Genomic DNA, 21,049 nt, shown 5'->3' with positions numbered 1-21,049 from the left:
GGACGGGGACGGGGTGGGGTGCCGGCCGGGACGTAAAACGTGATGTGTGGCGCGTGCCAGGCCAGCAAGGGCCGAAGCACGGCCCAGGGCGCCATAAATCATGCAGTCCCGGCCGGCACCCCACCCCGGCACCGGCACCGGCACCGGCACCGGCGCAGCAGAGCCCGTTAGAACACCGACAGGCCCGTCAGGGTCGTGAAACGGTCCAGGGCCGCCACGCCCGCCACCGAGTTGCCGTGGGCGTCCAGGCCCGGGCTCCAGACCGCCAGCACGCACAGGCCCGGGACGACCGCCACGATGCCGCCGCCGACGCCGCTCTTGCCCGGCAGGCCCACCCGGTACGCGAACTCGCCCGCCGCGTCGTACGTCCCGCAGGTCAGCATCACCGCGTTGATCTGCTTCGCCTCGCTGCGCGTCAGCAGCCGCGACCCGTCCGCGCGCAGCCCGTGCCGCGCGAGGAAGCGCCCGGCGCGGGCAAGGTCCGCGCAGGTCATCTCGATCGAGCACTGCCAGAAGTAGTGCTCCAGCAGCGCCGGCACCGGGTTGTCGATGTTCCCGTACGAGGCCATGAAGTGGGCGACGGCCGCGTTGCGGTCACCGTGCTCCTGCTCGGAGGCCGCGACCTCGGCGTCGAACCCTATGTCCGGATTGCCGCTCTCCGCCCGCAGGAAGCCGAGCAGTTCGCTGCTCGCGTCACCCGTCAGCGTCTGGAGCCGGTCCGTGACCACCAGCGCACCCGCGTTGATGAACGGATTGCGCGGGATGCCGTTCTCGTACTCCAGCTGCACGAGCGAGTTGAACGGGTTGCCGGAGGGCTCCCGCCCGACCCGCTCCCACAGCGCGTCGCCGCCCTCGGCCAGCGCCAGGGCGAGCGCGAAGACCTTGGTGATGGACTGGACGGAGAAGGGGACCTGCCAGTCACCGACCCCGAAGACGTTGCCGTCGAGGTCGGCGATCGCCATCCCGAACTGCCCGGGATCCACGGACGCGAGCGCCGGGATGTACTCGGCGGGGGTGCCGCTGCCCACCAGCGGGGCGATGTCGGCCGCGATCTGCTCCAGCAGCCCGGCGTAGTTCATGGGCGCAGCGTCCACAGATCAGCCCTTGATGCCCCGGTGCAGCGCCACGATGCCGCCGCTGAGGTTGCGCCAGGCCACCTTGGACCAGCCGGCCTTCTGCAGCAGCCCCGCCAGCGCGGGCTGGTCGGGCCACTCGCGGATGGACTCGGCGAGGTACACGTACGCGTCGGGGTTGGACGAGACCGCGCGGGCGACCGGCGGCAGGGCCCGCATCAGGTACTCGGTGTAGACCGTGCGGAAGGGCGCCCATGTGGGCTGCGAGAACTCGCAGATGACGACCTGGCCGCCGGGCTTGGTCACCCGGTACAGCTCGCGCAGCGCCGTGTCGGTGTCCTGGACGTTGCGCAGCCCGAAGGAGATCGTCACGGTGTCGAAGACGCCGTCCTTGAAGGGCAGCTTCGTCGCGTCCCCGGCGGTCAGCGGCAGCCAGGAGTGCTTCTTCTTGCCCTCCCGCAGCATGCCCAGCGAGAAGTCGCAGGGGACCACGTACGCGCCGGTCGCGGCGAACGGCAGCGAGGAGGTGGCGGTCCCGGCGGCCAGGTCGAGGACCTTGTGCCCGGGGCGCGCGCCGACCGCCTTGGCGACCTCCTTGCGCCAGAGCCGGGCCTGGCCGAGCGAGAGGACGTCGTTGGTGAGGTCGTAGTTCGCCGCGACCCCGTCGAACATGGAGGCGACTTCGTGCGGCTGCTTGTCCAGGGAAGCCCTTGTCACTGGTGTTCGCCCCTCGGTGTGTGCGGATCGGCGGGTACGGGCCCATCCTCTCAGGCCGTGCCCGACCGGGGAGACACGCCCCACGACCGGATGGAACCGGACAACTGGCCCGAAGGACAGTTACGCCCGGGGCCCCTGGGACCGTTGACTGGGGGTGGTGCGGCCAGGTGACGGCCACCCATTGGATCATGGCCCTGACCAGCGGCCGGATCCGTGTCGGCCGCCACGAGCAAAGGGCTTCACGATGCCGGCAGGCCATTCCACCGGTCGCTCCCGCCTCAGCCCGCGCGCGCAGCGCCGGGCCGAGCGGCGCAAGCGGCTGCGGCGTACGATCATCCTCGGTTCGGCGGCCCTCGTCGCGGTCTCGGCGACCGCGTACGCGTTGGCACCGGGCGACGATGCGGGTACGTCGGCGGACGGCCGGCCGGTGGCTGCCCGGCCCGACCAGCAGGACGGGGAATCCGCCGAGGGCTCGGACGCGGCCGCGCAGGGCGGCAGACGCTCGCCCGACCCGGCGACACGGTCCGGCTCCCCCTCGCATCAGGCCCCGGCCTCGCCCACACCCGCCTCCCCCAGTCCCGCGGCGCCCTCCACGTCGGTGCCCGCCTCCGGGCCGGGCACCTTCCAGGCCTCCGGCGCCTCCGGCAAGGCCCACGGCAAGGGGCCCGCCCTCCGCTGGCGGATCGAGGTCGAGGAGGGCAGCGGGGTCGACCCGGACTCCGCCGCCCGTTCCGTCGAGGCGATCCTCGCGGACCCGCGCGGCTGGACCAAGGATCCGGCGTACGGCTTCCGGCTCGCCGGACCGGGCGAGCCGGTGGACTTCACCGTGAAGATCGCGACGCCCACGACCACCGACCGCCTGTGCGAGGTGGTGACCCCCGAGCTGATCGGCGAGACCAACTGCCGGGCCGGGCACACCGTCGTGGTCAACCTCAAGCGCTGGCATGAGGGATCACCGCAGTTCAGCGGCCCCGTCGAGGAGTACCGGGCGCTGATCGTCAACCACGAGGTCGGGCACGAACTCGGCCACGAGCACGAGACCTGCCCGGGCCCGGGCAAGCAGGCCCCCGCCATGATGCAGCAGATCAAGGGCCTGCTCGGATGCAAGTCCAACGCATGGCCGTTCGACGCGAACGGAACTTATCTGTCCGGCCCGCACGTCCCTTAACAAAAGGGAGAGCCGGCCATCGGATGGGCCGGCCGGGGGCGAGGAGTGGTAACCGTGCGCGTCGTCAGCTTCAACGTCCCCGCGTGGTTTCCCTCGTACGACGCCGCCGGACCGCCGCACGCCCAGCTGACGGAGCAGGAGTCCGCCGTGTTCCTGTGCCTGGCCACCGGCGCCTCCAACGCGGAGCTCGCCGCCGAGCTCCAACTGTCGGTCAGCACGGTCAAGTTCCACGTGGGCAACATACGCACGAAACTGGGCGGCATCAGCCGCCTGCAGGCCTGCGTGCTCGCCGCCCTCGCCCGGCAGGACCAGGACACACGGATCAGCGGCGGCGGTGGAGCAGGCGGCCTCCGATGACCGTGGCCACGCAGGTGGTCGCGCCGCGGGAGCGCAGTTCGGCCTCGTCCGCCACCGCGAAGACCGCGAAGCGGGCCGGGGCGCCCGGCTCCAGGACCCCGTGGAAGGCGTCCGCCGCGCTCTCCCGCCCGGCGAAGGGGTCCAGGGCGGGCAGCCCTTCGTAGGGCGCCGGCGGCAGGACGGTGAGCCCCGAGCGGACCACCGCCGTGCGCACCGCGGGGATCGCGAAGCGGCCGGTGACCGCCACCACCCCGCGGGCCAGCAGCTTCTGGGTACCGCGCCGGGCGCTGTTGCCCCAGCGCGCCTCGGTCAGCTTCAGGGCGTCCAGCGCGTCCGGCCCGCTGATCGGCTCGGAGCCGAGCTCGGCGGTCTCGTACGGGTCGTCCGGGTAGTACGTCCGCTCCAGCAACGTGTCCGCCCCGCGCACCAGCAGTCCCGGGGTGAGCACCCCGGGCCAGCGCCGGACCCGCGCGTGCGGGTTCCGCGCGGCGAGCTCCGCGAAGGGGCCGAGCGCCTCGATCCGGTCCCCCTCCACCAGGACCGCGCCGTCGCGCAGCGGCGCGGCTCCCGGCCCCGGGACGAGGAGTTCGGCGGTGTGCAGCGTGCGCATCAGTTCGTGGAGATGAGCTTCAGCTCGGGGTGCGCGGTACCGCCCTCGATGGCGGTGGAGGAGATGTGCGACACGACGCGGTCGTCGGCCGGATCGTTCGCCGGGTCGTCGTGCACCAGGAGGTGCTCGTACGTCGTCGCGCGCTGCGCCGGCGTGCGGCCCGCCTTGCGGATCAGGTCGATGATCTCCTGGCGGTTGGAGCGGTGCTTGGCACCGGCCGAGGAGACGACGTTCTCCTCCAGCATGATCGAGCCGAGGTCGTCCGCGCCGTAGTGCAGCGAGAGCTGGCCCGCCTCCTTGCCGACGGTCAGCCAGGAGCCCTGGATGTGGGCGATGTTGTCGAGGAAGAGGCGCGCGATGGCGATCATGCGCAGGTACTCGAAGATCGTCGCCTGGGTGCGGCCCTTGAGGTGGTTGTTCTCGGGCTGGTACGTGTACGGGATGAAGGCGCGGAAGCCGCCCGTACGGTCCTGCGTGTCCCGGATCATCGCGATGTGCTCGATGCGCTCGGCGTTGGTCTCGCCGGTGCCCATCAGCATCGTGGAGGTGGACTCCACGCCCAGCTCGTGGGCGATCTCCATGATCTCCAGCCAGCGCTCGCCGGACTCCTTGAGCGGGGCGATCGCCTTGCGCGGGCGCTCCGGCAGCAGTTCGGCGCCGGCGCCGGCGAAGGAGTCGAGACCGGCGGCGTGGATGCGCTTGATGGCCTCCTCCGCCGAGACGCCCGAGATCCGGGCCATGTGCTCGACCTCGGACGCGCCGAGGGAGTGGATGACCAGCTGCGGGAAGGCCTTCTTGATGGCGGAGAAGTGGTGCTCGTAGTACTCGACGCCGTAGTCCGGGTGGTGGCCGCCCTGGAACATGATCTGCGTGCCGCCGAGCTCCACGGTCTCCGCGCACCGGCGCAGGATGTCGTCGAGGTCGCGGGACCAGCCCTTCTTCGTGTCCTTGGGGGCCGCGTAGAAGGCACAGAACTTGCACGCCGTGACGCACACGTTCGTGTAGTTGATGTTCCGCTCGATGATGTACGTGGCGATGTGCTCGGTGCCCGCGTAACGGCGGCGGCGCACCGCGTCGGCGGCCTGGCCGAGCGCGTGCAGCGGCGCGAAGCGGTAGAGGTCGAGCGCCTCTTCCTTGGTGATCCGGCCCCCTGCGGCGGCGCGGTCGAGGACAGACTGGAGAGCGGCCTGGTCGGTCACCGGTGCGTCACCTTTCGGCGGTGTGTCAAGAGGTCCGGACCGATCCAGCCTACGCCAGGGGCCGTCGGCGGCGATCAGGGGCTGCGGGTCAGGTCGCCCTCGGGGTTTCCGGCCGGGCCGTCGCCCGACTTGTAGTGCAGTGTCCCGTTGGCGTTGAGGGTGAAGCGCTCATTGGCGGAGCCGTTGGAGCAGATGCCGGGCGCCGGGTTGGGTCCGGCGGAGGTGTCCAGGACGAGGGAGCGGTCGGTCGCCGAGGCGAACCTCCAGTCGCCGCTGCAGTCGGTGCCGAGGACGGGGATGATCGACTTGTCACGGGCGACGACCTCACCGACCTTGCCGGCCTTGATGGTGATCTCGAACTCGGTCGTCAGACGCGCGCTGGTGGTGACGGTGCCCTTCCAGGTCCCGATGAGCTCCTTGGGGACGTCGGTACGGGTCCCGCTCGCGCTCGGCGTCGCGGCGGGGGGCACCTCCGTGGCCGTCCCCGTGGGCCGGGACCCGGCGGGCGGCGACGCGGTGGTGTGGCCGTCGGCCAGATCCCGCTCCTTTCCCTGCCCCTGCCCGGGCAGCAGCCCCATCCCGTACAGCCCGCCCACGAGCCCGGTCAGCACCGCGGCGGCGGCCAGCACGAGCGTGCAGCTGAAGCGGCGCCCGGCCGTGGTGACGCTGACCTGCCGCCCGGCGTCCGGCGCGGTCCGCGGCTGCGGCACACCTCCGGCGGTCCCGCCGGGCGTGCCGTACGGGCCCGCAGGGGCGTAGGGGGCGTAGGGGGCGTACGGGCCGCCGCCCGTGCCCGGAGGACCGTACGAAGCCCCGGCGGCCTGGCCCCCGTACGACGGGGTCGTGAACGGCACCGGCCCGGACGGGGCCTCGGCGGCGGGCGGGGGCCCGAACCCGGCTTCGGCGGGGCCGGCGTCGAGGTCGAGCAGGGCCACCGCGGCCCGGCTGGCCTCCTCGACCAGGGGTGCGGGCAGCCAGCCCGGGGCGCCCAGGGCGGGGGCGAGGGCCGCCGCGACGGCCGCCGGGTCCGGGCGGTCGGCGGGGGCCTTCGCCAGGCAGGCCTCGATCAGGTCGCGCAGCGGCCCGGCCGGGACCGCGCCGAGCTCGGGCGGTTCGTGGACGACCTTGTAGAGGAGGGTCGCCGAGTTGTCCCCGGTGAAGGGCGGGCACCCGGTCGCCGCGAAGGCCAGTACCGCCCCCAGCGAGAACACGTCGGCCGCCCCGGTGACCCCCTTGCCGAGGATCTGCTCGGGCGACATGTAGCCCGGCGAGCCGACGGAGACCCCGGTGGAGGTCAGCGAGGCCGTGCCGTCCGTGGCCCGGGCGATCCCGAAGTCGATCAGCCTGGGCCCGTCGAGGGTCAGCATCACGTTCGACGGCTTCACGTCGCGGTGTACGAGGCCCAGCCCGTGCACCGCCACCAGGGCCCGGGCCAGCCCCGCGCCGATCGCCCGTACCGAGGCCTCGGGCAGCGGCCCGTGCGCGGCCAGCGCCCGGTCCAGGGACGGGCCCGCCACGTACCCCGTGGCCACCCACGGCACCGGGGCCTCCGGATCCGCGTCGAGCACGGGCGCGGTCCATTCGCCGCCGACCCGCCGGGCGGCCTCGACCTCGCGGCGGAACCGGGCCCGGAACTCCTCGTCGGCGGCGAAGTGCGGGTGCACGATCTTGACGGCCACGGTCCGGCCGCCCGCGCTGCGGCCCAGATAGACCCGGCCCATGCCACCCGCGCCGAGCCGGCCGAGTAGCCGGTACGCGCCGATGGTCCGTGGTTCGCCCGCTTCGAGCGGCTGCATCGTTTCCCCCATCCCCCAGGAAGATCCTTGACAGCACCTTAGGGCGTTACGGTGTCCGGCGTCGTACGTCCGCGAAGGGGGAACGGAACATGAGCGAGGCGGTCCTGCCCGGCAGGAACCGGGCGGCCAAGATCAGCGCGTTCTTCGCCCTGGGGAGCTTCGCCGCGATGGCGAACTTCGCCACGCCCATCGGCTGGCTCAATCCGCCGATCACCATCGGCCTGGCCCTCCTGTGCGCGCTGATCGCGATCCCGGCCGGGCATGTGGGCCGCTTCCGGGCCCGACGGCTGTCGGGGGACGGAAAGGGCATGGCCCTGGCGGGCGTCCTCGGGGGCTGGGTGATGCTCCTGGTCACGCTGCTGGCCTTCGCCGCCGCGTTCGGGCTGCTCGTCGGCCTGAGCCTGCTGGCGGACACCCCGTAGCGCCCGCGCGGCGGCGCCGGTGGCGGGCATTGCATTCCTTTCCGCATTCCACTGCCGGGCGCGCGGAAAGCGGGAAAGGAATGAAAGCCACCGGAAACCGCGGGTAAATCGGTCAGGACTCCAGGACCGGCTCCATGACCGGTTCCGGGACCGCCGCTTCCAGGAGCTGCACGGAGACATCCGCGGGATAGCCGGTCGTCGGTCCCGTACGGCGTGCGAATTCCCTCACGCCGGCCAGCTGTTCCGGCCCGAAACGGAAGTCGAGCGTCGTGAAGTACCGCTCCAGCAGCTCGGCGTCGAAGGCCTCCCAGCGGGCCGCCTGCTCGGCGACCTTGGTGACCTCCTCCAGGGACACGTCCCGGGAGGCGAGGAAGGCCTCGTGGACCTTCTGCACGACGACGGGCTCGCGGGCCAGGTAGTCCTTGCGGGCGGCCCAGACGGCGAAGACGAACGGCAGCCCGGTCCACTCCTTCCACATCTGGCCCAGGTCGTGCACGGCCAGGCCGAGCCGGGGGGCGTCGTGGAGGGAAGCGCGCAGCGCGGCGTCGCCGATCAGTACGGCCGCGTCCGCCTCCTGCATCATGAGCCCCAGGTCAGGCGGGCAGGTGTAGTAGTCGGGCCGGACCCCGAACTGCTCCGCCAGCAGCAGCTGGGCGAGGCGTACGGATGTGCGAGAAGTGGAGCCGAGGGCGACGCGGGCACCGTCGAGCTGCTCCAGCGGCACCTGCGAGACGATCACGCAGGACATCACGGGACCGTCGCAGCCGACCGCGAGGTCGGGGAATGCGACGAGCTGGTCGGCGTTGCGGAGGAACTCCACGAGGGTGATCGGGGCGATGTCGAGCTCGCCCTGGACCAGGCGCTCACTGAGCTTCTCGGGGGTGTCCTTGGTCAGCTCCAGGTCCAGCAGAGTGCCGGTTCGGGCCAGCCCCCAGTAGAGGGGCAAGCAGTTCAGGAACTGGATGTGGCCGACGCGGGGCCGGCTGCGATAGACGTCCACATCGCGAGACTAGCCCCCGTATCTGCGTCAGCCTTCCGACGGGTCTCAAACGTCCGGGTGACGTGATCTTTCCCTCTGGTCTCGGCCGCAGGGTGCGTGCTAGGCTCGCCGCAAGTTGCAGTTTGGTTTCCCTTGCAGTACGAGGCCTGCGGAGAATGTGACCCGCAGGCTTTTGTAGTTTTCAGACTTCTTAGCAGGTTCTGGAGCAGGGCGACCCTTTGGCCCATAGGAGGGCTCATGGCTACCGGAACCGTGAAGTGGTTCAACGCTGAAAAGGGCTTCGGCTTCATCGCCCAGGACGGCGGCGGCCCGGATGTCTTCGTCCACTACTCCGCGATCAACGCCTCTGGCTTCCGCTCCCTGGAGGAGAACCAGCAGGTGAACTTCGACGTCACGCAGGGTCCGAAGGGCCCGCAGGCGGAGAACGTCACCCCGGCCTAGTCGCCTGGGCCAACCTAATCGCGGGTTGGAAGAGCAGTACCCAAGGAGCCCTGTCACCTCTGCGCGAGCAGAGCGGCAGGGCTCCTGCCTTTTTGCCTCCTGCCCTTTCCCGTTTCTGGACGGGTGGTGGGTCTGGCGGGGTACGACCTGGGGCCCGCACCGTGTGCGCACGGTGCGGGCCCCAGGTCGTTGGCGTCAGGCGGGCTTGACGGGCCCGGCCGGAGTAGGAGCCGGCGTCGCAGCCGGGACCGTGATCTTGATGTCCAGGACCAGGGTCACGTTCTGCGGAGTGATCAGCCGCAGGGAGTACGTCCCCGCGGGGAGGTCGGCGTCGGTGAAGAGCTCCGGCAGGACGATCTTGCCGTCGGCGCCCGCCACGAGGAGCGGCAGGCTGAAGGTCTTCTTGCCGGCCGCGTCCTTGAAGTACGGGCCCTTCGCGGTCGCCGGGTCCACCGGGACCCACTTGCCGTCCGCGTCCTTCACCACCAGGTCGGCGCGGGTCTCCGTACCCTCCACGGCCTTGCCGCCGGCCGTGGCGAAGACCTCGACGCCCTTGACGCTCGAACCGGCGACCGCCTCCAGGGGCTTGGAACCCTCAGGGCGGGCCAGACGGTCGGCGGACGGCTTCGGCGTCACCTTGCCGGTGAAGGTCACCGTGAGCCGACCCGTCTTGTCGTAGGCCGAGACCCGCAGGGAGAAGGTGCCTTCCTTGGCGCCCGCCTTGAGGCCGGGCGCGGCCGCGATGCCCTGGGCGTCCGTCTTGACCACCAGCGAGTTCGCCGGAGCCTGCGGGAAGCCGGTGCCGCCGGTCGTGTCGCTCTCGACCGCGAAGACGACCTCCTGCCCGACGGCGGGCTTGCCGTCGCTGAGGACCGCCTTGACCCGCGGGGCCTCGGCGAACGCCGCCCCGGCCTCGGCCGTGAGACCGGGGCCGCCGAGCACCGACAGCTCCGTCAGGTGCGCAGCCGGAGTCGGCGTCGGGGTGGGCGTCGGGGTCGGAGTCGGCGTGGGGGTCGGAGTCGGCGTCGGCGTGGGCTTCGGGGCCGGCTTCTGCTGCTGCGGCTGCGGGGTGGGCCGGGTGCCCGGCGGCTGCGTCGGGTAGTTGCCCACCGGCGGGTTCGGCACCTCGGCGGCGCCGCCGTCCTGGTACTGCCGCATGTAGCCGAGCACGGTGTTCACGTACTCGCGGGAGTTGTTGTAGCTGAGGATCGCCGAGTCGAGCTTGGCCGGGTCCGAGAGGTCCCGGTCGCCCGCGCACAGGTAGAGGCCCGCGCCCAGCGCCGCGTCGTAGATGTTGTTCGGGTCGCGCTTGGCGTCGCCGTTGCCGTCGGCGCCCCAGGTCTTCCAGGTGGAGGGGATGAACTGCAGCGGGCCGACGGCCCGGTCGAACTCGGCGTCCGCGTCCCACTCGCCCTTGTCGGTGTCGCGGATCTCCGCGAAGCCGTTGCCGTCGAGACGGGGGCCGCGGATCGGCTTCTCGGTGTAGCCGTCGGTCTTCAGCCCGTAGCCCGAGGCGTGCACCGACTCGACCCGGCCGATGCCGGCGAGCAGCTGCCAGGGCAGCTTGCAGCCGGGTAGCGCGGCGGCCACCGACAGCTCGGCACGCTTGTAGGCGTCGAGGGCGGTCGCGGGTATCCCGCTGGCCCCCTCCGTGGCGGTCCCGGCCGCCGCGGGAACCTGCGGATCGGCGACGTCCCCGGGCAGGTCCAGCCGTGCATCACCGCGGTCGGCGGCCTGCGGGCTGTCCGGGGTCGGCTCGGACTCCCCCGCGTCGGCGGTCGACGGGTTGGTCACGACCGCGGCGGTGGTCAGGCTGGCCGCGAGAGCGGCCGTGCACAGGACCTTGCGCGAGGTGTTGACGAGGTGACGGTGAAGCGGCTTCACAGTACGGCGATCCCCCCAGGAGCCCTCAGCGGCACGGCTGGTCGAGCCGTGAATATTCACTGTCTATCAGGTATTCGAAAGAGACTCGCCGTCCCCCGTGCAGTTGTGACGCACCATTCGTCTCGGCTTCACCGGTCTCTCACGACCGAGCGGACAGAGGGACCCAAGTCCCCGCCCGAAATGCCCACATGACCCCTTTTTCCGCCGCCTCACCGTACCCTGACGGGTTCGCTCGCGTAGGCGCGGAGGGCCTCGTCCCAGCCCTGGGTGATGTTGTCGGGTGCGCACGCGAAGTGTTCGGCGGCGACGGCCTCGGCATCCGCCCAAGGCCGGGGCGGCACGGCCGCCGACCCGGGCCACTGGGCACCGACGGGGCGACGACTTCTGCGAACGGAGCCGGTCGCACCAACCTGCTCCGACAGGGCCCGGGGTGCCCGACCCGGGGGAGCCGATCGTGGAGTTGCTGCCCGCAGACGGTGAACATCGCCGCACGGGCAGCCCGTAGCGGTTCAACAGCCGCTAGTTTCGGCCGGATGAGAGCACTCGTGTACGACACCGCCTTCCGCGCGCGGGCGAGCCGCAAGCAGACCTGGGGCTTCGGCCTGATCGCCGTCGCCTCGGGGATCTGGCTCTGGCTCGCCTGCCAGCTGCTGCTCCCGTACACCGTGGAGCACGGCCGCGGCGACCGGGAGTGCGCCTCGCGGGTCTTCTACGAGGGCACGAGAGGGTCGTACGCCGACGCGGAAGGCACCATCTGCGCCGTCGAGCGCGACTGGGCCGACCTCCTCGCCGTCCTCCTGCTCTCCCTCCCCTTCGCCGTCGTCGGCACGGTCCTCTACACCTCGGGCTCCACGGACAACCGCCTCAGCCGCCACGTGGCCGAGGTGAACCGCCTCACGGAGTTCCCGGAGGGCTAGGACCTGTCGTCACGGGCGCGCCCCCGCCCGCCGACCTCCGCCCACACCGTCTTCCCGGGCTCCCGCGCCGTGACCCCCCATTCCTCGGCCACGGCCGCCACCACGAGCAGCCCCCGCCCGCCCTCCGCCGACCACGGATCGACGGCCCCAGGCACCGGCGGCGGCGCGTTGTCGCCACGGGTGTCGCTGACCGCCACCCGTACGCTCCCCCGCCCGTCGTAGTCCAGCCGCAGCTCGAAGTCCCGCCCGGCCACCTGCCCGTGGAGCACGGCGTTGGCGGCGAGCTCGGCGACGACGAGCCCGACGTCGTCGGAGAGCGGGCAGCCGTACGGCACCCCCCAGAAGGCCAGCTGCACCTGCGCGAGCCGCCGGGCGAGGGTGGCCCCGCGGCGCGTCGCACTGAACCGCTGCTGGAAGGCCTGTGCCATGTCACTGATTTCGGTCGTCACCTCACCGAGCGTGGCGGCGGAGCCGTACGCTTTCCAGAGGCGGCGGCGCTACGAGCGTGATCCGTAGGGATGCGGCCTGTTCGTGTACGGCCCGTACGGATGAGGGCGGACCACCCGATGAACGACCTGTCAGACCGCGAAGAACGCCCCGAGCGCCCGGTGGAGGCGGACGGCACGGCACACCTGTTCCGTGCCCTGGGCAAACAGATCAAGGCATTACGGGAGGCAGCCGACCTCCACCAGAAGGAACTGGCCGCGCTCCTGCACGTCGGCGAGGACCTGATCGGCGCGATCGAACGGGGTGTCCGCACCCCGCAGCCGGACCTGCTGGAACGGGCGGATGTCGTCCTGGGCGCACGGGGCGTCCTGAAGGCGGTGGTCCCGGAGGTCAGGGAGGCGCTGAAGCGGGCGCGGACCAGGCATCCGGATTGGTTCCGGGATTACGCCCAGGCCGAAGCCGAGGCTCTGGCCCTCCACGTGTACAGCGTTCAGGCAGTGCACGGTCTGCTCCAAACGGAGGCGCACGCCCGCTCGGTCTTCTCGCACCGGCGGCCGGTACTCGACGAGGCGACCGTCGAGAAGCGAGTGGCCGACCGGCTGTCCCGTCAGGTGATTTTCGACAAGTGGCCTGCCCCCACCTTCAGTTTCGTCCTGGAGGAGGCCATCCTCAACCGCCCGATCGGGGGCCCGGATGTACACCGCGAGCAGTTGCGGAGGATCCTTCGGATCGGCAGCCTTCGGACGGTGCACCTCCAGGTGATGCCGACGAGCCGTACCGAACATCCGGCGATGGAAGGCTCGTTCAACCTCCTGCACCCGAAGGGCCGGCAACAGGTCGCTTACACGGAGACCTACAACCATGCGCGCTTGATCACTGACCCCGAAGAAGTCCGCATCTACGCGGAGCGCTATGGGATCATCCGGGCACAGGCGCTCTCGCCCGACGAGTCCCTGGCCTTGATCGAGAAGAAGCTGGGAGAGCGATGAAGAGCACCGAACTGGCCTGGTTCAAAAGCAGTTACAGCGGTGGCGAAGGCGGCGACTGCGTCGAAGTCGCGCTCGCCTGGCAGAAGTCGAGCTACAGCAGCGGCGAAGGCGGCAACTGCGTCGAGGTCGCGGCCTGCCCCTCCGCCGTCCACGTCCGGGACTCCAAGGTGACCGCCGGGCCGGAGCTGGCGGTCAACCCTGGAGCGTGGGCCGACTTCGTACGGTTCAGCCGCGCGTCGGCGTAGCCGACCGGGCGACCGGGATCCACAGGGCGGTCTCGGCCTCGCCGGACTCGTCCGGCCGGACCCGGAGGATCTCGGGGCCCGGGCGGCTCTCGTAGGGGTTGGACGGGAACCACTGCGTGAACACGTCCCGCCACAGGTACTGGAGCGCCTGCGGGAAGGGGCCGGAGTTCTCGAAGACGGCCCACGTGCCCGCCGGAACGTGGAGCACGTCCAGGTCCTGCGGTACGTCGGCCGCGCCCGTCACCACGGCGTGGTAGTAGTCCAGTTCGGTCCCTTCGGCCCGGCTGGGGTCGAGGTCGTCACTGACCGAGACGATCCCTTCCGGGTCCTGGTCGGACAGGTCGGCGATCCGCCGCACCGTGTCCGGCCCGATGCCCCGGATGAACGCGGCGATGGCCGGGTTCATCCCCTCGTGGACGAGGGGGACGCGGGCCTTCTTGCCCACCACCTTGAACGCGTCCTTCTCCACGACCTTGTACTGCATGCTGCTGCTCCCTTCGACGACGAGTCGGAAGGACATCCGGGGTTGTGACTGCAGGGCCGCGCCGGTCTGCCGGGTTTCACCCGGCCCGACGCCGTGCATGGCACGGAACGCGCGGGCGAAGGACTCGCCCGACCCGTAGCCGTAGCGCACGGCGATGTCGAGCAGGGTCCGCTCGCCGGCGAGTACCTCGGCGCCCGCGACGGTCAGCCGCCTGCGCCGGATGTACTCAGACAGCGGCATCCCGGCGAGCGCCGAGAACAGCCGCCGGAAGTGGTACTCCGACGTCATCGCGATCCGAGCCAGCTCGGCAATGTCGATCGCCCCGTCGAGGCGCGCCTCGACGTGGTCCATGGCCTGGTTGAGCCCTTCCAGCACCCCGGACCTCCTTCCGTTTCACGTCTCACGCTAGGAAGGAGCACCCCTCCCGCACCCGACATCCTGTGCCCGCGATGGTCGGGTCGTGCGGTGGGGCGGGGGCTTGGGGGGGCGGGACGTCCGCTGGGCGGCATCAGGGACGGGACCGGCGAGCCCCGTCGGCCGCCCCCTTGGCCGGTAACCCCATGGCCTTGCGCACACGGTGCTGGTCACCCAGCTGATCAGGCTCCTCGGGACCTGACGGACGGACCTCACGGGCCTGGCGGACGGCGCCGCCTCGGCCCGCTGTCAAGCCCCGAGATCCAGTGGCGTGACGCGGTGGCTGCTGCCGGGGCCCAATGGAGGCACGGGGCCCGGCCTGCACGTCCCGGCAGACCGGGCCCCGCTCCCCACAGCGCGAAGGAGAACCCCATGACCAGCATCCACCGCCTCGCCCTCCTCAAGGCCGCCATTGCGGTGGGAGCCATACGGCTGGCCCCCAGCGCCGTCGGCGCCTCCCCGATGCCCCCCTCCACCGGCACGCTCATCCCCATGAGGCCCGACCACGGCGGGCCCGAGCACGCGGAGCAGACGCCGCAGGGCAGCCTCAGGGCACACGCCGCCTGATACGGCACCCACGCCGGGGCTGACCGCTCACTCCGACTCCACGGCGGGGCAGGACCGCGTCCCGGTCGGCAGCCGCCCGTCGAGCAGGAAGCGGTGCGCGTACTCCCGTACGCAGGAGGAGACCGCGTAGCCGGTGTGCCCGTCGCCCTTGTAGTCCACGACGACCGCCGAGCCCAGGCGCTTCGCCGTCTCCTCCGTCCACTCGTACGGCGTCGCCGGGTCCCCTCGGGTGCCGACCAGCAAGATCCGCGGCGCGCCCGGGCGGTCGATCTTGCGGATGAAGTCGGTGCCGGCGGGGCGCCCGTAGCAGGCGAGCACCGTCATCAGCTGGCGCGGTCCGAAGACCGTGGAGGCCTTGAGGAACTCGTCCTTCAGTTCGGCCAGTTCCCTCGCGATGGAGGCCGGGCTGGCCTTGTCGTTCGACCGGTCCGGGTCGTCCGCGCAGGTCACGGCAGTGAGGGCGGCCTCGGCATTGTCCCCGGGCACCGCCCCGGGCCCGTCGGCCCTCTGCTCCTCGGCATCGTGCGGTTCGGAGGGGTCCGTCGGCCCGCCGAGCTGGAGCAGCCCCACCGGATCGCGGTCGTGCTCGGCCGTCGCGAGCGCGTCGGCGAGCTGGGGCCACGTCTGCCGTGAGTACAGGGCGGCGGCGATGGAGCGGACGGCGTCCTGTCCGGTCACGTACGAGCCGTCCTGGCCGACGAGCGGCTCCTTGTCGAGCCGCGCCACCAGCGCGTTGACCTTCTCCTTGGCGGAGCGCGTGTTGCTCCCGTAGACGCAGCCCTCCCGGCCGGCGCACCAGGACAGGAAGCGGTCCAGGGCCCGCTGCTGGCCGCGCGCCGTGACGAGCGCCTGCTCCGCCAGCGGTTCGACGAGGGTGTCGACGCCGTCGAGGACCATCCGGCCGGTGTTCCCGGGGAACTGCGCGGCGTACACGGCGCCGAGCCGGGTCCCGTAGGAGAAGCCGAAGTAGTTGAGCTTGCGGTCGCCCAGCACCTGGCGCAGCACGTCCATGTCGCGGGAGACGTTGACGGTCCCGATGTGCGGGAGGACCGGGCCGGAGGCGAGCTCGCAGCGCCGCACCACGGCGCGCAGGGCGGCCAGCTGCGCGGCGGCGTCGGCCTGGGCCTCGTCGGAGACCTGCTGGGAGCCGCCGCAGGAGACGGGCTCGCTGTGGCCGACGCCGCGGGGGTCGAAGGCGACGAGGTCGTAGCGCTCGCCGAGGTCGGCGAAGGCCTTGGGGTCGGCGGCCAGCCCGGCGATGCCCGGGCCACCGGGGCCGCCGTAGTTCAGCAGGAGCGAGCCGAGGCGCTTGTCGGGGTCCGAGGCCGGTATCCGGGCCAGGGCTATCTCGACCGCTCCCTTGGCGGGGGCGGCGTAGTCGAGCGGCACCCGGACGGTCCCGCAGCGCATCCCGGCGGGCACCCGCTTCTCGGGGCAGTCCCCCCACCGGATGCGCTGCCCGTGGAAACGTTCCAGCGGGTCGTCGGCGGGCGCGGGCGTCGGGGCGGCCGTGAAGCAGGCCAGGACCAGCACACAGGCGGCGGCGACGGTACGGGGCCGCCGACGGGAACGGGATCGGCATCGGGTTCGGGAGCCGGAGGGGGAGCCGGATCGGGTTCGGGGTCGGTGCACTGCACGCTCCTCGGGTGGCCCCCCGGACCGCTCAGCCCACCCTAAACGCCCTCCCCCGCCCCCGCCCGTCGACGACCGGGACGGGGCCGGGCACGGGCCCCGCGTCCGGGATTCACCGCTCGCGCGGCCCCCGGTACAGCTCGTCGATCCGGTCCCGGTAGTCGCGGGCGATCGCACCCCGCCTGAGTTTCATCGAGGGGGTCATGTGGCCGCGCGCCTCCGTGAAGCCGCCCGGAATGACGGCGAAGCGGCGGATCGACTCGGCGCGCGACACCAGCTGGTTGGCCTCGTCGACCGCCCGCTGGAGGTCCGCGAGCAGTTCCTCGTCCCGCACCAGCTCGTAGATCGGCACGCCCAGTTTCTTGTGCATCTGGCGCCAGTGGAGCAGGCCGTCCGGCTCCAGGGTGATCAGGGCGGTGACGTACGGCCGGTTGTCGCCGACCACCATGCACTGCCCGACCAGCGGGTGGGCCCGCAGCCAGTCCTCCAGCGGCGCGGGGGCCACGTTCTTGCCGCCGGAGGTGATGATCAGGTCCTTCTTGCGGCCGGTGATGGTGAGGTAGCCGTCGGCGTCGAGCTCGCCGATGTCGCCCGTCGCCAGCCAGCTGCCGGCCGGCAGGGCCTGCCCGCTGTTCCAGTAGCCGGCGAAGACGTGGCGCCCGCCGAGCAGCACCTCGCCGTCGTCCGCGATGCGTACGCCCGTGCCCGGCAGCGGCCAGCCGACCGTGCCCAGCCTCGGCCGCTGCGGCGGGGTGACGGTGCTCGCGCCGGTCGTCTCCGTCAGCCCGTAGCCCTCGAAGACCTCGATGCCGGCGCCGGTGTAGAAGGCGGCGAGCCGCGTGCCCAGCGGGGAGCCGCCGCTCAGGACGTAGCGGACGCGGCCGCCGAGCGCCGCCCGGATCCGCCGGTAGACGAGCGGGTCGTACAGGGCCCGCGCGGCGCGCAGCACGAACCCGGGGGCCTTGCCCTCGACCAGCTCCCCGCAGCGCTGCGCGATCCGCGCGGCCCGGTCGAAGGACGACGCCCGGCCCATCTTCTCGGCGGTGGCGCGGGCGGTGTTGTAGACCTTCTCCAGGACGTACGGGATGGCGAGGAGGAAGGTCGGCCGGAAGCCTGCGAGGTCGGCGAGGAGGTCCTCGGTGCTGATGCTGGGCGCGTGCCCCAGCTTCACGCGGGCCCGCAGGCAGCCGACGGCGACCATCCGGCCGAAGACGTGGGACAGCGGCAGGAAGAGGAGGGTGGAGGCCGGGTCCTTGCTGACGGACTTGAAGACGGGGTGCAGCAGCTCCACCGCGTTGTCCACCTCGGCGAAGAAGTTGCCGTGCGTGATGACGCATCCCTTGGGCTGCCCGGTCGTGCCCGACGTGTAGATCAGGGTCGCGACGGAGTCCGGCGTACGGCCGGCCCGGCGCGCGTGCACGACCGCGTCGGGCAGGTGCTTCCCGGCCGTGACCAGGCGGGCGACCGCGCCGGTGTCGAACTCCCACAGGTGGGTCAGCCAGGGCAGATTGGCCCGCTCGGCGCTGATGATCCGCGCCTGCGCGGTGTCCTCGACGGCGCAGGCGACGGCGCCGGAGTCGTGGAGGATCCAGCGGGCCTGGAGGGCGGAGGAGGTCGGGTAGACGGGTACGGTGACCAGCCCGGCGGCCCATCCGGCGAAGTCGAGCAGGGTCCACTCGTAGGTGGTGCGGGCCATGATCGCGAGCCGGTCGCCCTCGCGCAGTCCCTCGGCGATGAGCCCCTTGGCCACGGCGAGCACCTCGGCGGCGAACTCGGCGGCCGTGACGTCCCGCCAGGTCCCGTCCCGGTCCTTGCGCGCGAGCACCGCCTCGCGGGGGGCCTCCCGGGCGTTCTGGAAGGGGATGTCCCCGAGCGAGCCGTGCTCCGCGACCGGTGCCAGCGCGGGCACGCGCACCTCGCGGACCACTCCGTCGACGACTGTCTTGACGGGCTCGACGGTTCTGACCAGCCTCAGCTCGGCTTCCACGGCGTTCTCTCCTCGGTTCGGCACGAGCGTTACCGCCGGTAATCTACGCAGCCGTAACCCCGCCCGACCACCCCCCTGAACTGCTTTTTCACGGACGCTCCACGCAACGGCCGCATGCCGTCACCTCGCAAATTCGCTGGCCCGCGCCGCACGCGGAGGCGAGGGTCGGGGGGTGACGTACAGCCGGGACAGCATCGACCTTCCCGAGAACCGGGTCCCCCCGGGTCCGCCGTGGCCGCCGGCCTGGGACGAACTCGACCCCGAGCAGCACCCGTTCACCTGGGACGAGGACGAGGAGCCCCTGGTCCGCGCCCTGATCGAGGAGTGGGTACCGCCCGTCCTGTCCGGCATGGCGGGCTGGTGGCAGTGGGCCCCCTGCAGACGACCCGCTACGCGGACGACGCCCCTGGCGCGGCCGACCTCGCCGCCCTCGTGGCGCTGCTGATCGCCGGGCCCGGGCGACGACGTGCCGCGGCTGCTCTAGAGGTAGAACGTGCCCGGGTTTGCGGTGAGCGCGAGACCGGTCACCCCCAGCACGCCGATGCCGCCGATCCCGTACCGGCGCCGCGCGGGATCGGTGCACAGGGCGACGAGCGCCGGGCCTGCGGCCATGGCTCCGACGGTCAGGGCCGTGGATCCGGGGAGCTCGCGCCGGGAGAGGCCGGCGAGAACCTGGATGATGAAGAACTGGAGGGCCAAGGCCGCCGGCACCGTCGCCTTCAACGGCCGTACGTTCAGCACGCGCAGGACCAGCAGGAGTACCGGCACGGACAGGAACACCCAGAGACCGATCCCGACGAGCGGGTAGTAGGTCAGGCAGAGCGAGCCGCTGTCGGCGCAGCTCCGCCGGTCCTCCTCCATGGCCCACAGCCACAGGGCCCTCGCCATCCAGCCCGTGACCGCACCGGCGGCCGCGCTGGCCGCCACCCCGTAGATCTTGTTCATGCAGCCGAGGCTGGCAGCCCGGCAGGCCCGGGTCCTGAGTACTGGTACTCAGATCCTCCGTAGTCGGGTGGGCAGTCACGGCAGCGGCCCGGTTCGGGGGCGCGGAAGGCGCGGTCGCAGCCGTCGCAGTTCTGGAGCGGGTCGGGGCGGCGGACCGGCACGGCTGCCGGGAGGGCCGGGAGCGGGGGCGGGATCCATGCCTTGAGGCGGTGGGCGATGAGGGCCGCGGCGCTCCGGAGGTCGCCGGGGAGGTCTCCGGCCAGGGCGTGGCGTACGGCGTCCGGTTCGGCCCCGCGGTCCAGCCAGGCGGTGACGCCGGGCGCGAGCTGCTTCACCGCCGTGTCGGAGAGCAACAGCCGGGGATCGTCGGTGCGCAGCCGCGCGAGCAGGTCGACGGCCGCCTGCCGGGCCTGCCAGTCCTGCCCGGCGGGCCCGGCGGCGGGTGGTGGGGGTGCGGGGTCCGGTTCCGGCTCCGCTTCCGGCTGCGGCCGGGGTTCCGGCTCCGGCTCGGCCTTCAGCTCGGGCTCCGCGTCCGGCTCAGGCTGGGGCTCGGGCCGCGGCGCAGGATCGGGCTCCGGTTCCGGTTCGGGCCTGGGCGCAGGCTCGGGCTGCGGCTCCGGGGGCAGCGGCGGCACGGGTGCCGCCATCCCGGCGCGCGGGTGGTTGAACGACACCGTCCGCGTGACCACCTGCCCGGTGGCCAGCCGTACGCGGCTGCGCTCCAGGTACCCGTACGCCTCCAGCTCCCGCAGGGCGGACGCGATCCGCACCTCCCCCTCCGGGAACCGGTCGGTGAGCCGCTTGATGCCGACCTTCGCACCGTCCGGAAGCGACTGGATGTGGAGCGCGAGCCCCATCGCGACCAGCGACAGCGAGCGGTGCTGGGCGAGGTGGTTGCCGACCACGGTGTAGTGATCGGCGTGCCGCACGTTGACGTGGAGGACACCGGATCGGGCGGTCCCGGCGTGAACACGGGACGAGGCGCGCGAGGGCGCGCTAGGGTGCTGAAGAGCCATTGGGAAGGGTGAATCTTCCTAGTTGGTCAGGCCCTCGACCGGGATTGCCGTCCCGCCGGGGGCCGTCTCATGCCTGATGTTGTGGGGCGAGCATATGCCCGGCAACCGGCCCGAAATCCAGCCGAGTTGGCACAGTTCACCCGTGTGAGTTACGGGGAGCCGGAGGGGTTGGGTTGGTTGGATTTACCTCCCGTGCTTTAAAGCGGTGACGTCCGACCGCACCGGGTCGCGCGCCCCCACGACCCGGGCGAGGCGTCATCAGCACCACCTGCGGCCTGCACGTCATGCGCCGTTCCCCTCAGGCCACCGCGATCTCCGCCCACACCACCTTGCGCGGACCGGGCCCGCGCTCGACGCCCCACCGGTCCGCGAGCGCTTCGACGAGCACCAGCCCCCGCCCCGCTTCGTGGATCTCCGGGATCCGGTCACCCCTGGCGTCCGTCACCTCGACACGCAGCACGCCCGGGGTGACGGTGAGAGTCAGCCGGAAGTCCCGTCCGGGCACCCGCCCATGGGTCACGGCGTTCGTGACGAGCTCGGCGATGATCTGTGCGGGTGTCTCCAAAGCCAGCCCCCAGGAGCGCAGTTGTTCGACAGCGAGTACGCGTCCGAGTCGAGCACCACGCGGGGTGGCGGACAGCTGGACGTGAAAGTCGACGAGTTGAGTGATCACGTCACTCAGCGTGTCCGTCCGTGCGTACCGTGAGAAGGGAAGCCGCCCGTGCGTCCCGCGTTTGTC

24 protein-coding genes are annotated in these 21,049 nt (G+C 72.1%); 9 read left to right on the top strand and 15 right to left on the bottom strand.

Annotation, left to right across the window (positions count from 1 at the left end; translation table 11 throughout):
• Positions 1-167: 167 nt before the first annotated feature.
• Both OG429_RS22380 and OG429_RS22375 read right to left on the bottom strand, forming a co-directional pair.
• Entirely contained in the window at positions 168-1,079 is a 912-nt protein-coding gene (locus OG429_RS22380) for a glutaminase (protein ID WP_328927074.1), read from the bottom strand.
• 18 nt (positions 1,080-1,097) lie between these two features.
• Entirely contained in the window at positions 1,098-1,790 is a 693-nt protein-coding gene (locus OG429_RS22375) for a demethylmenaquinone methyltransferase (RefSeq protein ID WP_328927073.1), read from the bottom strand.
• 244 nt (positions 1,791-2,034) lie between these two features.
• Here OG429_RS22375 and OG429_RS22370 point away from each other — a divergent pair, with 244 nt between their 5' ends.
• Both OG429_RS22370 and OG429_RS22365 read left to right on the top strand, forming a co-directional pair.
• Positions 2,035-2,958 (top strand): DUF3152 domain-containing protein, encoded by a 924-nt coding sequence (locus OG429_RS22370; protein WP_328927072.1) that lies wholly within the window; start codon positions 2,035-2,037, stop codon positions 2,956-2,958.
• A 54-nt stretch (positions 2,959-3,012) separates the two neighbouring features.
• Positions 3,013-3,315, top strand: a complete 303-nt coding sequence (locus OG429_RS22365; protein ID WP_328927071.1) for a helix-turn-helix domain-containing protein — start codon at positions 3,013-3,015, stop codon at positions 3,313-3,315.
• Here the strand turns inward: OG429_RS22365 and OG429_RS22360 are convergent.
• The 3 genes from OG429_RS22360 to OG429_RS22350 form a co-directional block, all read right to left on the bottom strand.
• Entirely contained in the window at positions 3,281-3,925 is a 645-nt protein-coding gene (locus OG429_RS22360) for an imidazolonepropionase-like domain-containing protein (protein WP_328927070.1), read from the bottom strand. The genes OG429_RS22365 and OG429_RS22360 overlap by 35 nt on opposite strands.
• Positions 3,925-5,124, bottom strand: coding sequence for a cyclic dehypoxanthinyl futalosine synthase (mqnC, locus tag OG429_RS22355; RefSeq protein WP_328927069.1), 1,200 nt, complete (start codon positions 5,122-5,124; stop codon positions 3,925-3,927). The genes OG429_RS22360 and mqnC overlap by 1 nt, the downstream gene beginning before the upstream one ends.
• Before the next feature lie 74 nt (positions 5,125-5,198).
• On the bottom strand, positions 5,199-6,920 hold the full coding sequence (locus tag OG429_RS22350; protein WP_328930374.1) for a serine/threonine-protein kinase: 1,722 nt from the start codon (positions 6,918-6,920) through the stop codon (positions 5,199-5,201).
• 89 nt (positions 6,921-7,009) lie between these two features.
• On the opposite strand from OG429_RS22350, the gene OG429_RS22345 reads away from it, so the two are divergent.
• Complete coding sequence (locus tag OG429_RS22345; RefSeq protein ID WP_328927068.1) at positions 7,010-7,342, top strand: DUF4190 domain-containing protein; 333 nt, start codon at positions 7,010-7,012, stop codon at positions 7,340-7,342.
• 112 nt (positions 7,343-7,454) lie between these two features.
• Here the strand turns inward: OG429_RS22345 and OG429_RS22340 are convergent, their stop codons facing one another.
• On the bottom strand, positions 7,455-8,342 hold the full coding sequence (locus tag OG429_RS22340; protein WP_328927067.1) for a menaquinone biosynthetic enzyme MqnA/MqnD family protein: 888 nt from the start codon (positions 8,340-8,342) through the stop codon (positions 7,455-7,457).
• Between the two features lie 237 nt (positions 8,343-8,579).
• Here OG429_RS22340 and OG429_RS22335 point away from each other — a divergent pair, with 237 nt between their 5' ends.
• Complete coding sequence (locus OG429_RS22335; protein WP_007265804.1) at positions 8,580-8,783, top strand: cold-shock protein; 204 nt, start codon at positions 8,580-8,582, stop codon at positions 8,781-8,783.
• A 195-nt stretch (positions 8,784-8,978) separates the two neighbouring features.
• Here the strand turns inward: OG429_RS22335 and OG429_RS22330 are convergent, their stop codons facing one another.
• Positions 8,979-10,667, bottom strand: coding sequence for a hypothetical protein (locus OG429_RS22330; protein WP_328927066.1), 1,689 nt, complete (start codon positions 10,665-10,667; stop codon positions 8,979-8,981).
• Positions 10,668-10,876: 209 nt separating this feature from the next.
• Positions 10,877-11,008 carry a hypothetical protein gene (locus tag OG429_RS22325; protein WP_328927065.1) on the bottom strand — a complete coding sequence of 44 codons (132 nt, stop codon included), beginning with the start codon at positions 11,006-11,008 and terminating at the stop codon, positions 10,877-10,879.
• 192 nt (positions 11,009-11,200) lie between these two features.
• Here OG429_RS22325 and OG429_RS22320 point away from each other — a divergent pair, with 192 nt between their 5' ends.
• A complete protein-coding gene (locus tag OG429_RS22320) occupies positions 11,201-11,584 on the top strand; it encodes a hypothetical protein (protein ID WP_328927064.1) in 384 nt (127 codons plus the stop codon).
• Here OG429_RS22320 and OG429_RS22315 read toward each other — a convergent pair.
• Positions 11,581-12,033, bottom strand: a complete 453-nt coding sequence (locus OG429_RS22315; RefSeq protein ID WP_405679019.1) for an ATP-binding protein — start codon at positions 12,031-12,033, stop codon at positions 11,581-11,583. The genes OG429_RS22320 and OG429_RS22315 overlap by 4 nt on opposite strands.
• Before the next feature lie 117 nt (positions 12,034-12,150).
• Between OG429_RS22315 and OG429_RS22310 the strand changes: the two genes are divergently transcribed.
• Both OG429_RS22310 and OG429_RS22305 read left to right on the top strand, forming a co-directional pair.
• Entirely contained in the window at positions 12,151-13,020 is an 870-nt protein-coding gene (locus tag OG429_RS22310) for a helix-turn-helix domain-containing protein (protein ID WP_328927063.1), read from the top strand.
• Positions 13,017-13,265 carry a DUF397 domain-containing protein gene (locus OG429_RS22305; RefSeq protein ID WP_328927062.1) on the top strand — a complete coding sequence of 83 codons (249 nt, stop codon included), beginning with the start codon at positions 13,017-13,019 and terminating at the stop codon, positions 13,263-13,265. Before OG429_RS22310 ends, OG429_RS22305 begins: the two co-directional genes overlap by 4 nt.
• On the opposite strand, the gene OG429_RS22300 is transcribed toward OG429_RS22305, so the two are convergent.
• Positions 13,246-14,124, bottom strand: coding sequence for an AraC family transcriptional regulator (locus tag OG429_RS22300; protein WP_328927061.1), 879 nt, complete (start codon positions 14,122-14,124; stop codon positions 13,246-13,248). The two genes, OG429_RS22305 and OG429_RS22300, sit on opposite strands and share 20 nt — an antisense overlap.
• Before the next feature lie 411 nt (positions 14,125-14,535).
• Here OG429_RS22300 and OG429_RS22295 point away from each other — a divergent pair, with 411 nt between their 5' ends.
• A complete protein-coding gene (locus OG429_RS22295) occupies positions 14,536-14,730 on the top strand; it encodes a hypothetical protein (RefSeq protein ID WP_328927060.1) in 195 nt (64 codons plus the stop codon).
• A 27-nt stretch (positions 14,731-14,757) separates the two neighbouring features.
• On the opposite strand, the gene OG429_RS22290 is transcribed toward OG429_RS22295, so the two are convergent.
• Both OG429_RS22290 and OG429_RS22285 read right to left on the bottom strand, forming a co-directional pair.
• Entirely contained in the window at positions 14,758-16,263 is a 1,506-nt protein-coding gene (locus OG429_RS22290) for an alpha/beta hydrolase (RefSeq protein WP_328927059.1), read from the bottom strand.
• Positions 16,264-16,474: 211 nt separating this feature from the next.
• Positions 16,475-18,349 (bottom strand): AMP-dependent synthetase/ligase, encoded by a 1,875-nt coding sequence (locus OG429_RS22285; protein WP_328927058.1) that lies wholly within the window; start codon positions 18,347-18,349, stop codon positions 16,475-16,477.
• Between the two features lie 172 nt (positions 18,350-18,521).
• On the opposite strand from OG429_RS22285, the gene OG429_RS22280 reads away from it, so the two are divergent.
• The gene (locus tag OG429_RS22280; protein WP_328927057.1) at positions 18,522-18,794 is read left to right on the top strand and encodes a hypothetical protein; all 273 of its coding nucleotides are present in this window, start codon (positions 18,522-18,524) and stop codon (positions 18,792-18,794) included.
• Positions 18,795-18,829: 35 nt separating this feature from the next.
• On the opposite strand, the gene OG429_RS22275 is transcribed toward OG429_RS22280, so the two are convergent.
• From OG429_RS22275 to OG429_RS22265, 3 genes are all read right to left on the bottom strand, one after another.
• Positions 18,830-19,294, bottom strand: a complete 465-nt coding sequence (locus OG429_RS22275; protein ID WP_328927056.1) for a hypothetical protein — start codon at positions 19,292-19,294, stop codon at positions 18,830-18,832.
• Positions 19,291-20,223: a helix-turn-helix domain-containing protein gene (locus OG429_RS22270; protein ID WP_328927055.1), complete on the bottom strand. Its 933-nt coding sequence runs from the start codon at positions 20,221-20,223 to the stop codon at positions 19,291-19,293. Before OG429_RS22270 ends, OG429_RS22275 begins: the two co-directional genes overlap by 4 nt.
• Positions 20,224-20,608: 385 nt before the next feature.
• Positions 20,609-20,983: an ATP-binding protein gene (locus tag OG429_RS22265; protein WP_328927054.1), complete on the bottom strand. Its 375-nt coding sequence runs from the start codon at positions 20,981-20,983 to the stop codon at positions 20,609-20,611.
• Positions 20,984-21,049 lie beyond the last annotated feature (66 nt).

Source organism: Streptomyces sp. NBC_00190 (assembly GCF_036203305.1).
In the GTDB taxonomy this organism is placed as follows: domain Bacteria; phylum Actinomycetota; class Actinomycetes; order Streptomycetales; family Streptomycetaceae; genus Streptomyces.
Note: the sequence above shows the minus strand (reverse complement) of the source record. Positions and strands in the feature narration are given on the sequence as shown.

What these genes read in the sequence shown, in the direction of transcription:
- OG429_RS22380 (WP_328927074.1), bottom strand. Translation starts at nt 1,079, where the DNA reads ATGAACTACGCCGGGCTGCTGGAGCAGATCGCGGCCGACATCGCCCCG.
- OG429_RS22370 (WP_328927072.1), top strand. Translation starts at nt 2,035, where the DNA reads ATGCCGGCAGGCCATTCCACCGGTCGCTCCCGCCTCAGCCCGCGCGCG.
- OG429_RS22360 (WP_328927070.1), bottom strand. Translation starts at nt 3,925, where the DNA reads ATGCGCACGCTGCACACCGCCGAACTCCTCGTCCCGGGGCCGGGAGCC.
- OG429_RS22350 (WP_328930374.1), bottom strand. Translation starts at nt 6,920, where the DNA reads ATGCAGCCGCTCGAAGCGGGCGAACCACGGACCATCGGCGCGTACCGG.
- OG429_RS22345 (WP_328927068.1), top strand. Translation starts at nt 7,010, where the DNA reads ATGAGCGAGGCGGTCCTGCCCGGCAGGAACCGGGCGGCCAAGATCAGC.
- OG429_RS22335 (WP_007265804.1), top strand. Translation starts at nt 8,580, where the DNA reads ATGGCTACCGGAACCGTGAAGTGGTTCAACGCTGAAAAGGGCTTCGGC.
- OG429_RS22320 (WP_328927064.1), top strand. Translation starts at nt 11,201, where the DNA reads ATGAGAGCACTCGTGTACGACACCGCCTTCCGCGCGCGGGCGAGCCGC.
- OG429_RS22310 (WP_328927063.1), top strand. Translation starts at nt 12,151, where the DNA reads ATGAACGACCTGTCAGACCGCGAAGAACGCCCCGAGCGCCCGGTGGAG.
- OG429_RS22305 (WP_328927062.1), top strand. Translation starts at nt 13,017, where the DNA reads ATGAAGAGCACCGAACTGGCCTGGTTCAAAAGCAGTTACAGCGGTGGC.
- OG429_RS22295 (WP_328927060.1), top strand. Translation starts at nt 14,536, where the DNA reads ATGACCAGCATCCACCGCCTCGCCCTCCTCAAGGCCGCCATTGCGGTG.
- OG429_RS22275 (WP_328927056.1), bottom strand. Translation starts at nt 19,294, where the DNA reads ATGAACAAGATCTACGGGGTGGCGGCCAGCGCGGCCGCCGGTGCGGTC.